At 39.8% G+C, this 13,452-nt stretch carries 13 protein-coding genes; 5 read left to right on the top strand and 8 right to left on the bottom strand.

Going from position 1 to position 13,452, the window contains the following annotated elements; translation table 11 throughout:
- Nucleotides 1-78: 78 nt before the first annotated feature.
- The gene (locus tag KCTC52924_RS10420) at nucleotides 79-2,451 is read left to right on the top strand and encodes a prolyl oligopeptidase family serine peptidase (protein ID WP_370671456.1); all 2,373 of its coding nucleotides are present in this window, start codon (nucleotides 79-81) and stop codon (nucleotides 2,449-2,451) included.
- An 11-nt stretch (nucleotides 2,452-2,462) separates the two neighbouring features.
- Here the strand turns inward: KCTC52924_RS10420 and KCTC52924_RS10415 are convergent, their stop codons facing one another.
- Nucleotides 2,463-2,918 (bottom strand): RidA family protein, encoded by a 456-nt coding sequence (locus KCTC52924_RS10415; protein WP_251808163.1) that lies wholly within the window; start codon nucleotides 2,916-2,918, stop codon nucleotides 2,463-2,465.
- Nucleotides 2,919-3,003: 85 nt separating this feature from the next.
- Here KCTC52924_RS10415 and KCTC52924_RS10410 point away from each other — a divergent pair, with 85 nt between their 5' ends.
- From KCTC52924_RS10410 to KCTC52924_RS10400, 3 genes are read left to right on the top strand one after another with little or no spacing between them, the layout of a single operon-like run.
- A complete protein-coding gene (locus KCTC52924_RS10410; RefSeq protein ID WP_251808162.1) occupies nucleotides 3,004-4,521 on the top strand; it encodes a helicase HerA-like domain-containing protein in 1,518 nt (505 codons plus the stop codon).
- 38 nt (nucleotides 4,522-4,559) lie between these two features.
- Nucleotides 4,560-5,108: a hypothetical protein gene (locus KCTC52924_RS10405; protein WP_251808161.1), complete on the top strand. Its 549-nt coding sequence runs from the start codon at nucleotides 4,560-4,562 to the stop codon at nucleotides 5,106-5,108.
- An 8-nt stretch (nucleotides 5,109-5,116) separates the two neighbouring features.
- Complete coding sequence (locus KCTC52924_RS10400; RefSeq protein WP_251808160.1) at nucleotides 5,117-5,956, top strand: alpha/beta fold hydrolase; 840 nt, start codon at nucleotides 5,117-5,119, stop codon at nucleotides 5,954-5,956.
- Nucleotides 5,957-6,115: 159 nt separating this feature from the next.
- Here KCTC52924_RS10400 and KCTC52924_RS10395 read toward each other — a convergent pair whose 3' ends face one another.
- The 4 genes from KCTC52924_RS10395 to fabV form a co-directional block, all read right to left on the bottom strand.
- Nucleotides 6,116-6,952: a sugar phosphate isomerase/epimerase gene (locus tag KCTC52924_RS10395; protein ID WP_251808159.1), complete on the bottom strand. Its 837-nt coding sequence runs from the start codon at nucleotides 6,950-6,952 to the stop codon at nucleotides 6,116-6,118.
- A 17-nt stretch (nucleotides 6,953-6,969) separates the two neighbouring features.
- A complete protein-coding gene (locus KCTC52924_RS10390; protein ID WP_251808158.1) occupies nucleotides 6,970-7,941 on the bottom strand; it encodes an aldo/keto reductase in 972 nt (323 codons plus the stop codon).
- A 56-nt stretch (nucleotides 7,942-7,997) separates the two neighbouring features.
- On the bottom strand, nucleotides 7,998-8,855 hold the full coding sequence (locus tag KCTC52924_RS10385; RefSeq protein ID WP_251808157.1) for an esterase family protein: 858 nt from the start codon (nucleotides 8,853-8,855) through the stop codon (nucleotides 7,998-8,000).
- A gap of 287 nt (nucleotides 8,856-9,142) precedes the next feature.
- Nucleotides 9,143-10,330: an enoyl-ACP reductase FabV gene (fabV, locus tag KCTC52924_RS10380; RefSeq protein ID WP_251808156.1), complete on the bottom strand. Its 1,188-nt coding sequence runs from the start codon at nucleotides 10,328-10,330 to the stop codon at nucleotides 9,143-9,145.
- A gap of 387 nt (nucleotides 10,331-10,717) precedes the next feature.
- On the opposite strand from fabV, the gene KCTC52924_RS10375 reads away from it, so the two are divergent.
- Nucleotides 10,718-10,873, top strand: a complete 156-nt coding sequence (locus tag KCTC52924_RS10375; protein WP_251808155.1) for a hypothetical protein — start codon at nucleotides 10,718-10,720, stop codon at nucleotides 10,871-10,873.
- Between the two features lie 125 nt (nucleotides 10,874-10,998).
- Here the strand turns inward: KCTC52924_RS10375 and KCTC52924_RS10370 are convergent, their stop codons facing one another.
- From KCTC52924_RS10370 to KCTC52924_RS10360, 3 genes are all read right to left on the bottom strand, one after another.
- Entirely contained in the window at nucleotides 10,999-12,066 is a 1,068-nt protein-coding gene (locus KCTC52924_RS10370; RefSeq protein WP_251808154.1) for a PAS domain-containing sensor histidine kinase, read from the bottom strand.
- A gap of 273 nt (nucleotides 12,067-12,339) precedes the next feature.
- Nucleotides 12,340-13,224, bottom strand: coding sequence for a bifunctional 5,10-methylenetetrahydrofolate dehydrogenase/5,10-methenyltetrahydrofolate cyclohydrolase (locus KCTC52924_RS10365; protein WP_251808153.1), 885 nt, complete (start codon nucleotides 13,222-13,224; stop codon nucleotides 12,340-12,342).
- Between the two features lie 37 nt (nucleotides 13,225-13,261).
- Nucleotides 13,262-13,441: a hypothetical protein gene (locus KCTC52924_RS10360; RefSeq protein ID WP_353057500.1), complete on the bottom strand. Its 180-nt coding sequence runs from the start codon at nucleotides 13,439-13,441 to the stop codon at nucleotides 13,262-13,264.
- Between the last annotated feature and the right edge of the window lie 11 nt (nucleotides 13,442-13,452).

Below are 13,452 nucleotides of genomic sequence, written 5' to 3'. Positions count from 1 at the left end.
GATATTTACCTGATTTCTTCTTCCAGAACATTAGGAGACCTAATCTGGGATCACATTATTGTAAACAAGATATTGCTCATGAAAAACTTCTGGTTACTAAGCGTTATATTTCAATTGTCTATTTCCTCAAGTTTTGCTCAACTAGAGAATATATCATCCCTGTCAATCAAGGAAATAATGAAGGGGGACAACTTTGTTGGGCATCTTCCTTCCAATCCACAATGGTCCGTAGACGGCCAAACTCTTTATTTTAATTGGAATCCAGAACAAGCCTATAGCGACTCTCTTTATGCACATCATTTAAAATCGTCCAATACGGTAAAAACCAATTTTGAGACAGAATTCGCCTTACCGAGCACGCGCGGGGTTTTGAACGAGGATAAATCCCTAAAATTATACGCAAAACGGGGGGATATATTTATCGTCAACCAAAAAACACAAGTCATTACCCAAATTACAGACACCGAAGAATACGAGGGCAATCCACATTTTACCGAGAACGGAACCAAAGTAGCTTTCAGTAAGGGCGATAATCTTTATACATGGAATATATCTAGCGGAACCACGGTACAGCTGACCAACTTTAAATCCGAAAAAACGGATCAAAAGAAAAGCATTAAAAACGAATGGCTATACAATGATCAATTGGCACTTTTTGATGTACTGCGTACCCGAAAGGCGAAAAATGACGAGGCTGAGGAATTAAATAAACGTTTAGAAGCAAAAGGACCACTTCCAATTGACCCCGAAGGGAAATCGATCTCAAATCTGCAAATTAGTCCAGATGGCAAATTCATTACCTACCTATCCATTAAAGCACCTTCTGATAGGGAAGGAACCATTGTGCCTCATTACGTAACAGAATCTGGTTATACCGAGGATCAGAATACCCGATCGAAGGTTGGCGACCAACCCAGTGAATATGAACTATTTGTTTATGATATTCAAAACAGAAAGGTGTATCCTGTTGTTCTAGATAACCTAGAAGGACTGGATTATATCCCGGAATATGCCAAGGACTACCCAGATAAGACGTATGAAAATAAAAATAGGATCGGATATATTACTGGTCCAGTTTGGAGTAAAGACGGAAAACACGCAGTACTAGATATTAATACCAACGATTATAAAGATAGATGGATCGTGCTTTTAGATCCAGAAAACGGCACAGTTACGAACTTAGACCATCAGCATGACGAGGCTTGGGTTGCAGGTCCAGGTATTGGCGGATACCGTGGAGGTGAGTTAGATTGGATGCCAGATGGCAAGAGCATCTGGTTCCAATCGGAAAAAACCGGTTATTCCCATCTTTACGTGATGGATGTGAGATCCAAAAAAACGAAGGCCTTGACTTCTGGTAATTTTGAAATCTACGACCCACAAATATCTAAGGATCAAAAAAGGTGGTATTTTACGGCCAATAAAAATCATCCTGGGGACAGGCAGTTTTATAGTATGCCCCTAGGAGGTGGAAAATTGCAACAATTAACGGAAATGACTGGGGGAAATGAGGTTACCCTATCCCCAGATGAAAGTAAAATGGCAATCCTTCACTCGTATGCCAATAAGCCCACCGAACTCTACCTTCAAGACAATCCTATTTGGGGAAAATCTAAAGAGGGGGCAAAACAGATTACCTTTTCCACAACCCCAGAATTTAAGAAGTACCAATGGCGCGATCCGGAAATAATCACTTTTACCGCCGAAGATGGCGCAGCCGTACACGCGCGACTCTACAAACCTAATGCTGGCGTGAAAAATAAGGCCGCCGTTATCTTTGTGCATGGGGCGGGCTATTTGCAAAATGCTCATAAATGGTGGAGTAGCTATTACAGGGAGTACATGTTCCATAATATCCTAGTTGATAATGGCTATACGGTGTTGGATATAGATTATAGGGGCAGCGCTGGTTATGGCAGGGATTGGAGAACAGGCATTTATCGCCATATGGGCGGAAAGGACTTGTCTGACCATGTAGATGGAGCCAAGTATCTGGTAAACGAATTAGGAGTGGACCAAGATAAAATAGGAATATATGGTGGTTCTTATGGTGGCTTTATTACCTTGATGGGTATGTTTACCGCCCCAGATACCTTTAAGGCTGGTGCCGCAATTAGATCTGTAGGCGATTGGGCGGCGTACAACCATGGTTATACGGCCAGAATATTAAATACCCCTGTTACGGATAGTCTGGCGTACCGAAGAAGCTCCCCTATTTATTTTGCTGATGGATTACAGGGCGACTTATTAATCTTACACGGGATGGTAGATGACAATGTACATTTTCAGGATATGGTGCGACTCTCACAACGGTTGATTGAATTGGAAAAACACAATTGGGAAATGGCCGTATACCCGGTAGAACGACACGGTTTTGTGGAACCTAGTAGTTGGACCGATGAATATACACGTATCTATAAGCTGTTCCAACAAAGCTTGCTGGACAAATAAATCGCAAAAAACTATTCGATTTTAACGGCAACCACCTCTATCTCTATCTTTGCATCCATAGCCAGTCCACTGGCTGCGAAGGTAGTACGGACAGGTTTTTGGGGAAAGTAGCCGGTGTATACCTCGTTAAAAGCAGCAAAATCATCAATATTTCTGAGAATTACCGTGCATTTAATAACATTTTCAAGCTCCATTCCATGTTGCCGTAGCACTTCTTGGATGTTATGTATGGTCTGTTCGGTCTCAGCAGTTATTCCGCCACTCACCACTTCACTTTTATGATTGTCCATTCCTATCTGGCCCGACAAAAAGAAGAGGTTCCCCACTTGTACCGCATCACTAAAAGGAGCATTTTTTTTTCGCTCCACATGACTCTTGTGAAATATTGGTATTTCTACTTGCTGCGCCATTAATTCCGTGGTAGAGGTCAGCAAACAAATAAATATGATAATGCTATAATTTTCCATAAATAAGAAGGGTAAGGATAAACACAAATACAATGCGCTTTTCTGTTGATTAAAATTACCCTATTTTTATCAAAAATTTCAACAAATGGATGCCAAGGAAAAGTTCTTTGCACATATAGAGGAAGGATACACCACCAAGGGCGATTACATAACCATGGGTGCGGCCATGCTTAATGAAGAAACTTTGACCAATGCCTTCGTGAAGATCCCGCTAAAAACATTGAACAGGCACGGACTAATCGCAGGTGCCACAGGTACAGGAAAAACCAAGACCCTACAGGTAATGGCTGAAAACCTTTCCGAAAAAGGAATCCCTGTGCTGTGTATGGATCTCAAAGGCGATCTTAGTGGTCTAGCACAACCAAGCCCCGGACATGCTAAAATAGATGAAAGGCATGCGAAAATTGGGCTACCTTTTACCGCTTCTGGATTTCCTGTAGAAATACTTTCCCTATCCGAGCAAGGCGGTGTAAAATTAAGGGCCACTGTTTCCGAATTTGGTCCCGTACTCTTGTCTAGGATTCTAGACCTATCCGTGACTCAAGAGGGAATTGTAGCGGTAATCTTTAAATATTGCGATGACCACCATTACCCCTTATTGGACCTTAAGGACTTTAAAAAAGTATTACAATATGCCACCAATGAGGGCAAAAAGGAGTTTACCGATAGCTACGGACGCATATCTACCAGCTCTACGGGTACTATCCTTAGAAAGGTAATAGAATTGGAACAACAGGGAGCGGACCTCTTTTTTGGGGAAAAATCCTTTGAAGTGAACGACCTTACCCGTATTGATGATAAGGGCCGTGGCTATATCAATATCATAAGACTGACCGATATTCAGGACCGGCCTAAATTGTTTTCCACCTTTATGTTGAGCCTTCTGGCGGAAATCTACGACACCTTTCCTGAACAAGGAGATAGTGACAGACCGGAATTGGTGCTCTTTATAGATGAAGCCCATTTACTGTTCAATGAAGCCTCTAAAGCGCTATTGAACCAAATAGAAAGCATTGTAAAACTAATCCGATCTAAAGGTATCGGACTTTATTTTGTGACCCAAAACCCCACCGATGTCCCCGATGCAGTGTTGGCCCAATTGGGATTAAAAATACAACATGCCCTAAGAGCTTTTACGGCAAAGGATAGAAAAGCTATAAAACTTACGGCAGAAAACTACCCCATTTCTGAATATTACGACACCAAAGAAGTGCTAACTTCTCTTGGAACTGGGGAAGCTTTAATCTCTGCCTTGGATGAGAAGGGAAGACCAACCCCCTTGGCCGCCACAATGGTAAGGGCTCCAATGAGCCGTATGGACGTGTTGACAGAAAGTGAGTTAAATACGCTGATAGGCAATTCCAAATTAGTTAAAAAATACAATGAGACTATAGACAGGGAAAGCGCCTATGAAATGCTGAACGACAAAATTGATCGTGCGGAAAAACTGGCTGAGAAAGAAAGTGCCAATACCGATTCAAAAAGTACCACTAGGACCAGTAACCGAAGAGCCAGCACCCGACAAAATCCCATTATAAAAGTACTTACCAGCGCCACTTTCATCCGAGGTGTATTGGGAGTATTAAAGAAAGCAATGCGCTAGAGAAGAACGATTAATACATAAAACCACCATTTCCTAATATGACAAGATTCCCTATTTATACAGTAGTACTTTTATCCTTACTATTTATTCAATGTAATACCAACAACGATTTTTTAATTACTAAAGATCAGGTAGGTAAATTAGAGAAATCTGCCTCCTTAGACCAATTGGAAACGCTTTTTGCAGCAGATTCTATTGTAAGGGATACGGCTTTTACCAGAATCGGAGCCCGGGTAAATAAAATAAACATCTATGAAAAAGGAGGAGTGCACCTAATGACTCTTACCCCTTCAACCGATAGCGTTCCCAAGGTAGAAATAATAAGAATTTACGACCCAAGGTTTGTGACGGATAAAGGAGTGGGGTTAAGTAGTACTTTTAAGGATATTAGAGATAAGCACAACATCCGAAAGATTGTAACCGCCTTAAATAACGTGGTGATTTTCTTAAAGGATTCGGATGTCTATTTTACCATTGCCAAAACAGAACTCCCCAGTAGCCTACAGTATGCTTCCAGCACCAATATAGAAGCGGTTCAGATACCGGACGCTGCCAAGATAAAATATATCATGATTGGCTGGGAATAAATTACTATATGAACAAAACTGTTTACCATACTTTGGCATTGTCCTATGGAGCCTATTTTAATACTCTTGCCCTTTTTTCGCAGTCCCATGCAGCAAAAAAGGCGTTCCAACTTTTTAGTACACCTAGAAAAGGAAAGGTGTTACCTCATCAGGAACAATTCCTAAACAATGCCAAGGACAAAACGGTTTTAATTAATGGATTGGATTTACAAACTTACCAGTGGGAAGGGCAAAACGACACCGTACTTCTAATGCACGGTTGGGAAAGCAATGCATTTAGGTGGCGCAACCTAATTGAAAAGTTACAGGAAGAAAAATTCAATGTTATTGCCTTTGATGCTCCTGGACACGGATATTCCAATGGCAATTTATTAAACTTGGCCACGTATTCCGACAGTGCAAGGCAATTGATCCAAATGTACCAACCGAAGCATATTATTGGACATTCTATGGGTGGCCTTGCCACAATCCATCATCAATACCAAAATCCAGATACTTCAATTCAAAAAATTGTGGCATTGGGAGCTCCAGCTGAACTCACAGAACTGATGGAACACTATCAAAACCTACTCAAGTTTAATGATAGCGTCCTAGAGGGGTTGGACAAATACCTATACGAGAATTACAATTTTTGGATCAAGGATATTTCTACCCCAAAATTTGCACGATCGATATCTAAACCAGGCTTAATAGTCCACGATAAGGAAGATATCATTACTCCCTTTAGCGCTTCCGAACGCCTCCACAAAAACTGGAAAAACAGTCAGCTGATAGCAACTACAGGCTTAGGACATTCCCTTCATCAAGATGAGGTGAATCGCAAAATCGCGAAATTCTTAAGCTCTTAGAATAGCTCATTTTAGTATTGCACCCTATATCCGATTTAAGGGAGAAGTAGGTAAGCAGCCTAGCATGTTGTTTTAGACCCTGTAGGAAATGCCTTGGAGTTTACCGATATATAACAGCTATTTGCAAAATAACCGACCCATTAAACTTCTAAATTCAGTCTAGAGATCCTTCATATACTCCATATTATGAGCCATACTCTCAAATGGTGTACTTGCGTATTCCTCCTGTTCTATAAATATATATTCAAGTCCTGACTCCTTCCTATGTTTTAACATTTGTGGAATATTAAGTCCGCCCCTACCAAACTCAGTACTTTCCTTTTTCTCCATGTCCATATCTTTTAAATGCCATAGGGGAAACCTTCCAGTGTATCTCTTAAAATAATCCAAGGGGTCTTTTCCAGCGACAACCACCCATCCTAGATCCAGTTCCATATGCACCAAATCTGCTTGGGTATTGTCCAAGAGCACATCGTATAGTACTTCCCCATTTTCTGATTCAAATTCGTAGTCGTGGTTATGATATCCAAATTTAATTCCCCTTTGTTTGCAATCTTCACCAGCCTTATTAAATGCCTCTGCAACTGCCTTATAATTATCCACTGTCTGCCCGTTGCTAGGCATGGAGGAACAAATAAGATACTCTTGACCTGATTCCGAAGCTTGATCCAGCGTGTTCTGCCAATTTTTGTCCAAGGCTACATGTCCGCTTCTAAGTGTCATACCTAAGCTTTTACAAACCTTTTTCATTTCTTTCGGTCCCAGCCCATAATACAAACCTTTCTCACTTCTAGCCGACTCGATCTGTTTTATGCCCAAGGCGGCAATCTTCTCTAATGTCCCTACAGCATCTGCCGCCATTTCATTGCGAAAGGTATACAATTGGACGCCTAAATTTCTCACCGCTTTTTTGGGCGCTGTAGTAAAGGAGGGCATCAACACTGTCCCTGCTACCAATAGTCCCGATTTAATTAAAAACTCTTTTCTCGTTGTCATAGGATACTGTTTTTATATTATTGGGACCAAGAAGTTGGTTTTCTATCCCAACGATGCCCTTTTAATTCTTGATATATTTCTTTAGAAAGGCCTTTGCCATCGCTCAAGGCGGTGTTCATCAATACATTTCTTTCTTTTCGCATTCCTGGAATTATGGTACTGACGTTTCTATTCATGCTAATAAAACGCAGTGCCATTTCAGCCATGGTCATTCCCTCTGGCACAACAGGTCTAAGACGTTCGGCACGTTCGGCACTGGCAATTAAATTCTCTGGAACAAAGTAACTTGCCCTCCAATCTTTTTCTGGAAAGGTAGTCTCTTTGGTAATGGCGCCTGTAAGGGTACCCTCATCAAAGGGCACCCTAGCAATAACCGCTATATTTAGATCCTCACAGAGCGGAAAAAGCTTGTCCTCTGGAGCTTGGTCAAAAATGTTATAGATAACTTGAACCGCTTCAAACTTTCCCGTTTTTAGTGCTTTTATCCCATTTTCTGGCTCCCATCTATTAACACTAATACCCATGGCGGCAATTTTTCCAGAGGTCTTTAAATCCTCGACCGCACGTTGCCACTCTTCCTGATCGGCCCAACTATCGTCCCAGGTATGGAACTGCATTAGATCTATCTGCTCTAATCCTAAATTCTTTAAGGACTTCTCGGTATAATCCATAATGTGGGCTATGGGGTAGGATTCCTCCAAAGCGTATTCGGGTTTTGCCGGCCACCTAAAATTCTTTGCGGGAATTTTGGTTGCGGTATACAATTTTTTATCCGGATGCCTTTTCACTAACTCTCCCAACAACTTTTCACTATGTCCATGACCGTAAGCCCATGCGGTATCAAAGAAATTTACCCCCTGTTCTACTGCTAGGTCCAAAGCCTTGGCAGAAAGTAGATCATCAGATTCCGTCCACTCCCCCATACCCCACATGCCATACCCTATCTCACTTATGTCCCATTGGGTTACTCCAAATTTTCTATGTATCATTTTTGGTGTCTATCTATTTCCTTGATTTAAAAAGCTATAAATTACTCTCTTGCACACTATTGATGAAAAGCATCGGATATGAACTCCAATACATTTGGTAAGGATTCTCGCCAATACGTCCAGTTATGCTTCCCGTCCCTTACGCGATATTCATGGGGTATTTCCTTTTTTTTCATGGCGATATGCACCAAGCTATTCCCTTCATACAGAAAGTCATCATCGCCGCAATCTATATACCACCGCACCGAACTGATCCCCTCCACAGGCATATTCTGGATTAGGGAAAGGGCGTTATGTTTATCAAAATACGCCTTAATATCCTTCTTATTGTACGTTTCCTTGTTCCTCTTTAACCGCTCTTCCATTTCATCCATGCTTAATGGTCCAACATAGGCGCTTAGCGGACAGGCAGAGGAAAACAATTCGGGTCGATGTAAGGCGTACATAAAAGATCCTCCACCTCCCATAGAGAGTCCGGCAATTGCCCTAAACTTTTTTTCGGCTTTAATGCGATACTCTTTTTCCACATGAGGCATTAACTCCTCAAAAAAGAAATCCTCATAGCGCCAATCCCCATTGATGCTATTAAAATAACCGCGAACCCCAGTATTCGCATCTGGCATAACAATAATCATTGGCGTGGCCCTGCCTTCTTTAATGGCTAAATCGGTAATACGTAGCACCTCGCCGAATTGTATCCAACCAGTTTGATCGTCCCCTGCACCATGCAACAAATACAAAACCGGGTAATTTCTCTGGGAAGTTTCATAATCTGGAGGCAGGTAAACTGCAAATTTGCGTTCGCTATCCAATATTTCACTTTTCATACTAAGTTGATCAAAAACTTTTCCGGATTGTGCATTAGTAGCCAACAGGCCGGTAATTAGAAATAAAAAAAGAAATGGACTTTTCATAGGTGATACTAATTTTAAGAACAATCCGGACAGCATTCCACAATAGAAATCCTTCCAATCCGAATCATTAAAAATAGAAAATATTTGCCGCTATACCTCATATGAGAAACGGAATAAATTATTTGGCAAAATGACCGACCTCTCTGGACACCATTAAAATAGAAATAAATTCCCAATAAAAAAGTCCGTTATGACCGGTAAGCCCCCTGTGTAACACAGCTAGATCTCACTACCCTTAACGGACTTTTTTTAATATAAGTCGATACTACCTTTAAATAATAGCGTATCTATTGCAATCCTTTAATTTCTACCATTTCATTTACATCCTTTTCATAATCTACCCCAGGCACCAAAAATCCAAAGAGATTAAAGAAATCCTTTTCATAACCTTTAAGGTCACCTATATTGGGCAAGGTTTCTGTTGTAGCCTTTTCCCAAAGTTCAGCTACTTCGGCCTGTACATCATCACGCATTTCCAAATCATCTATTCTAATCCTCCCTTGATCATCTGTTGGGGTGCTAGCTGAATACAGTCGGTCTTGAAATAAACGTTGAATCTGCTCTATACAACCTTCATGAATTCCTTTTTCCTTCATCACTTTGTACAGCAGGGAAATATATAACGGGATTACAGGAATGGCAGAACTTGCTTGGGTAACCAAGGCCTTGTTTACAGAAACATAAGCTTCCCCATTTACAGATTTCAGTGCATCTCCAATGCTAAAAGCTGTCGCCTCTAAATGATCTTTAGCCTTACCAATGGTTCCTTTTCTATAAACGGGTTCGGTAAGTGATGGGCCAATATAGGAATAGGCAACTGTTTTACATCCATTAGCCAAAAGTTCTTCTTCCTGTAAGGCATCCATCCACATTTTCCAATCTTCACCCCCCATAACTGCAATAGTATTGTCTACATCATCACCAACGGCAGGTTCTATAGAGATATCAGATACTACCCCCGAATGAAAATCCACTGTTTTATTTTTAAAACTAGACCCAATTGGTTTTAGCACGGATTTGTACCTAACACCTGTTTCGGGATGCGTTCTAACCGGGGAAGCCAAACTATAAATTATCAAATCAATTTGCCCTAAATCTGCCTTTATCAAATCCAAGGTCTGTCTTTTTATCTCTTTAGAAAAGGCATCTCCATTAATACTTTTAGCATAAAGTCCGGCTTTATGGGCTTCCTGCTCAAAATAGGCACTATTGTACCAACCTGGGGTAGCAGGCCTACCTTCTGAGGGTGGTTTTTCAAAAAACACTCCAATCGTAGCTGCCTGTGAACCAAAGGCACTGGTTATTCTAGATGCTAGTCCAAATCCCGTAGATGCACCAATAACCAATACTTTTTTTGGCCCATTAATGGTTCCCTCCGATTTGATGTATTCAATTTGGTCAATTATGTTTTGTTCACAGCCCGAAGGATGTGAAGTAAGGCATATAAATCCCCTCGTTCTAGGTTCTATAATCATGTTCTGTTTCTTTATTTTTCAATGCCTAATGCCCGTGCATAAAGCAGAGTGGTTTACTGTGTTTAAAATTTACCAATTATCGAAGATATATAAAAGTTTTAAAAGACTACCCTGCCAACTCTAAAATTGAATGTAAAAAAAAATTAAAACCCCTATATCTGGGAAAATATAATGATGATTATTCACTTTTATAGCAGTTTAAACTTTATCGATTTAAAAAACCAAATAGGCCTTCTCTTTTCAGATAATTATTTAAAAATAGGCTGGCATTTTCAAAGAACCTTCGCCTATAACTTCAATTTTCAGTGCATCCCATATAACAAAAGGATACTGTTTGCGTTATAATGAGAGTTTGACTTTGGATAAAACCAACAAATTTCTGAAATCATGAAAAAAATGGCAAGTGTACTTACATTATTTTTTTGTTGTATTGCTATTGGCAGTTGTACGAATGATGAAAATGATGAAAAAATAGATATCCTAACTCCAACAGATAGCACCAAAACTACACAAACAGCCAAGGCCCTAGTTTTTTTAAGATAAAAAGCGAACCACTTTAAACATTTATACAATTACTAGTCAAGGCGCCTAAACACTCCTCAAAGTGTCCATTTATACGTTAGTATTAAAACGGAACTGTTTTAAGGACCCTAAAAACGAAAGGTCTTTTACATAAAAGTAATTATAAAAGTAGCTCCCTTATTAATTTCACTACTTACAGTAATGGTACCGCCAAGGTTTGTAACATGGTTATACACTAGGTATAGGCCTACACCCTTACTGTCTGCGTTTCCATGAAATTTTTGGTTAAGACCAAATATTCTATCCCCTATCTTTTCCATATCAAAGCCAAGACCGTTGTCCTCAAAAATTAGTTGTTTCACACCATTTGTAACGCTAGTTGTAACTTGAATAAGCGGCAAAACCTCTGGTCTTGCATATTTTATAGAATTGGTCAATAAGTTTAAGAAAATACTCTCCAAATAATTCTTTTTGAAAAGCACCTTTGGTAAAGCTGAAAAATCCATTTCAATTTTCACATTTGAATTCCCTACTAAGGATTCTATGGAATGACGAACTTGCTTAAAGGTCGATTCAAATTCCACCTCCTCCATTTCCACCTTTAGGGTATCGTTCAGACTTAGTAAGTCCACATATTTATCCATGGATTGATGGAGGCCTTCAGTGGCCATCTTCATATACCCCAAGGTTTCCAAAACATCAGGATCCTTAATTTTGCTTAAATCTAAAAAGCTAAATAAGGTCAAAAGGTTGTTGACAGGAGCCCTTAGATCGTGAGAAGTGGTATAACTAAGCTGCTTTAAGTCCTTGTTGATTTCTTCCAACTGGACAATATGGTTATTCCGCTCTTCTTCCAACTTTTTTTTATGGGTAATATTTTTGGCAATGGCATAAATTAGCTGTTTATCAGGTAATGGGATCGAGGTCCATTGCAACCATATCAACTCCCCAGATTTGGTGATAAATCGGTTCTCATAATTGATCAAGGGAACAGCTTTCTTTAGGTTTTCCCGATAACTTGCCGTTATCGACTGGTCCCCTTTATAAATAAAATCGCTAATCAATTTCGAAAACAGCTCTTCCTCGGAATACCCCAAAAGCTTTCTAAAAGCTGGATTTACTCTTCTAAAATAGCCATCATAACCAGCAATACACAGTAAATCCATAGATAGCTCAAAAAAAGGATCAAGACTTAGTACCAACGGGTTATTCATAAATTTTATTTTTTAAAAATAGGTCAATTATCTCAGGGCAAGCCCATGAAGTATTGGACGGAAACTATCGATAACATTTCGACACAAGCATCTGAGCAATCAAATCTCACTTAGTGAGTATAATATAATTTTTCTAATCCTCAAAATTTTATCCTGATTCACCCAAACTATTGCATTATAAAAATATTATAAAGAGTGGGAAGAACATATTTTACAATTAAAATGAGGCTAAAAAAAAACCCGAAAATAGTAATATTTACGGGCTACTAAAACTTATTTCTTACTTCTATGACGTTCTCTGGCCAATAGCGTATTCTTTAATAACATAGCAATAGTCATGGGACCAACACCTCCTGGAACTGGAGTGATAAAAGAGGCCTTTTTACTCACATTTTCAAAGTCCACATCCCCAGTAATATAGTATCCCTTCGCTTTGGTATCGTCTGGCACCCTAGTAATTCCAACATCGATCACCACTGCATCATCTTTCACCATTTCCGCCTTTAGAAAGTTGGGAACTCCTAAGGCCGAAATTACGATATCTGCCTGTGAGATGATCTGCGTAATATTTTTAGTGTGACTATGCGTCAAGGTTACCGTAGAATTTCCTGGCCATCCTTTTCTCCCCATTAGTATACTCATGGGCCTACCCACAATATGGCTTCTACCGATCACTACGGTGTGCTTGCCCTTGGTTTCTACATTATATCTTTCCAACAGTTCTAAAATCCCGAAGGGGGTAGCCGGAATAAAAGTACTCATGTCCAAGGCCATTTTCCCAAAGTTGGTGGGATGGAATCCGTCCACATCCTTATCTGGGTCCACTGCCAACAATACACGCTGGGTATCTATCTGATCTGGTAAAGGTAGCTGAACAATAAAACCATCTATATTCTCATCTTTGTTCAACTCTTCAATTTTGTTCAACAACTCTTGTTCTGAAGTAGTACTTGGCAATTGCACCAAAGTAGACTCGAAACCTACTTTTTCACAAGACTTAACTTTGCTGCCAACATAAGTAAGGCTTGCTCCATCGTTACCCACAATTACAGCGGCTAGATGAGGTACTTTTTCTCCTCGCTCCCGCATTTTTGCCACCTCAACAGCAATTTCCTCCTTAATTTGATTCGATACTTTTTTACCGTCTAAAATTGTCATTCGTTTAAAGTTTAAAGTTTAAGGTTCAAGGTTGGTTTTAGTTAAACTTTGAGCCTTTATATTCTGATTTGTAAAGATGATTTAAAAAGGAACTGTTTTTTTTACTCTCGAACAGTACTTTTTCCAATAGTACGTTGAAAGTATCTTCATCTATATGGTTGCAATCCAACGTATGATTAAGGGGGGAATTAAGCGCACCACATGATGCTTTTGACATACTTAAAAATT

Source organism: Arenibacter antarcticus (genome assembly GCF_041320605.1).
GTDB classification, from domain to species: Bacteria; Bacteroidota; Bacteroidia; order Flavobacteriales; family Flavobacteriaceae; genus Arenibacter; species Arenibacter antarcticus.
Note: the sequence above shows the minus strand (reverse complement) of the source record. Positions and strands in the feature narration are given on the sequence as shown.

Excerpts from the sequence above, each read along its gene's own strand:
- KCTC52924_RS10360 (WP_353057500.1), bottom strand. The coding sequence starts at position 13,441 with ATGTCAAAAGCATCATGTGGTGCGCTTAATTCCCCCCTTAATCATACG.
- fabV (WP_251808156.1), bottom strand. The coding sequence starts at position 10,330 with ATGATTATAGAACCTAGAACGAGGGGATTTATATGCCTTACTTCACAT.
- KCTC52924_RS10370 (WP_251808154.1), bottom strand. The coding sequence starts at position 12,066 with ATGAATAACCCGTTGGTACTAAGTCTTGATCCTTTTTTTGAGCTATCT.
- KCTC52924_RS10410 (WP_251808162.1), top strand. The coding sequence starts at position 3,004 with ATGGATGCCAAGGAAAAGTTCTTTGCACATATAGAGGAAGGATACACC.
- KCTC52924_RS10375 (WP_251808155.1), top strand. The coding sequence starts at position 10,718 with ATGAAAAAAATGGCAAGTGTACTTACATTATTTTTTTGTTGTATTGCT.
- KCTC52924_RS10365 (WP_251808153.1), bottom strand. The coding sequence starts at position 13,224 with ATGACAATTTTAGACGGTAAAAAAGTATCGAATCAAATTAAGGAGGAA.
- KCTC52924_RS10390 (WP_251808158.1), bottom strand. The coding sequence starts at position 7,941 with ATGATACATAGAAAATTTGGAGTAACCCAATGGGACATAAGTGAGATA.
- KCTC52924_RS10420 (WP_370671456.1), top strand. The coding sequence starts at position 79 with ATGAAAAACTTCTGGTTACTAAGCGTTATATTTCAATTGTCTATTTCC.
- KCTC52924_RS10395 (WP_251808159.1), bottom strand. The coding sequence starts at position 6,952 with ATGACAACGAGAAAAGAGTTTTTAATTAAATCGGGACTATTGGTAGCA.
- KCTC52924_RS10385 (WP_251808157.1), bottom strand. The coding sequence starts at position 8,855 with ATGAAAAGTCCATTTCTTTTTTTATTTCTAATTACCGGCCTGTTGGCT.
- KCTC52924_RS10415 (WP_251808163.1), bottom strand. The coding sequence starts at position 2,918 with ATGGAAAATTATAGCATTATCATATTTATTTGTTTGCTGACCTCTACC.
- KCTC52924_RS10405 (WP_251808161.1), top strand. The coding sequence starts at position 4,560 with ATGACAAGATTCCCTATTTATACAGTAGTACTTTTATCCTTACTATTT.
- KCTC52924_RS10400 (WP_251808160.1), top strand. The coding sequence starts at position 5,117 with ATGAACAAAACTGTTTACCATACTTTGGCATTGTCCTATGGAGCCTAT.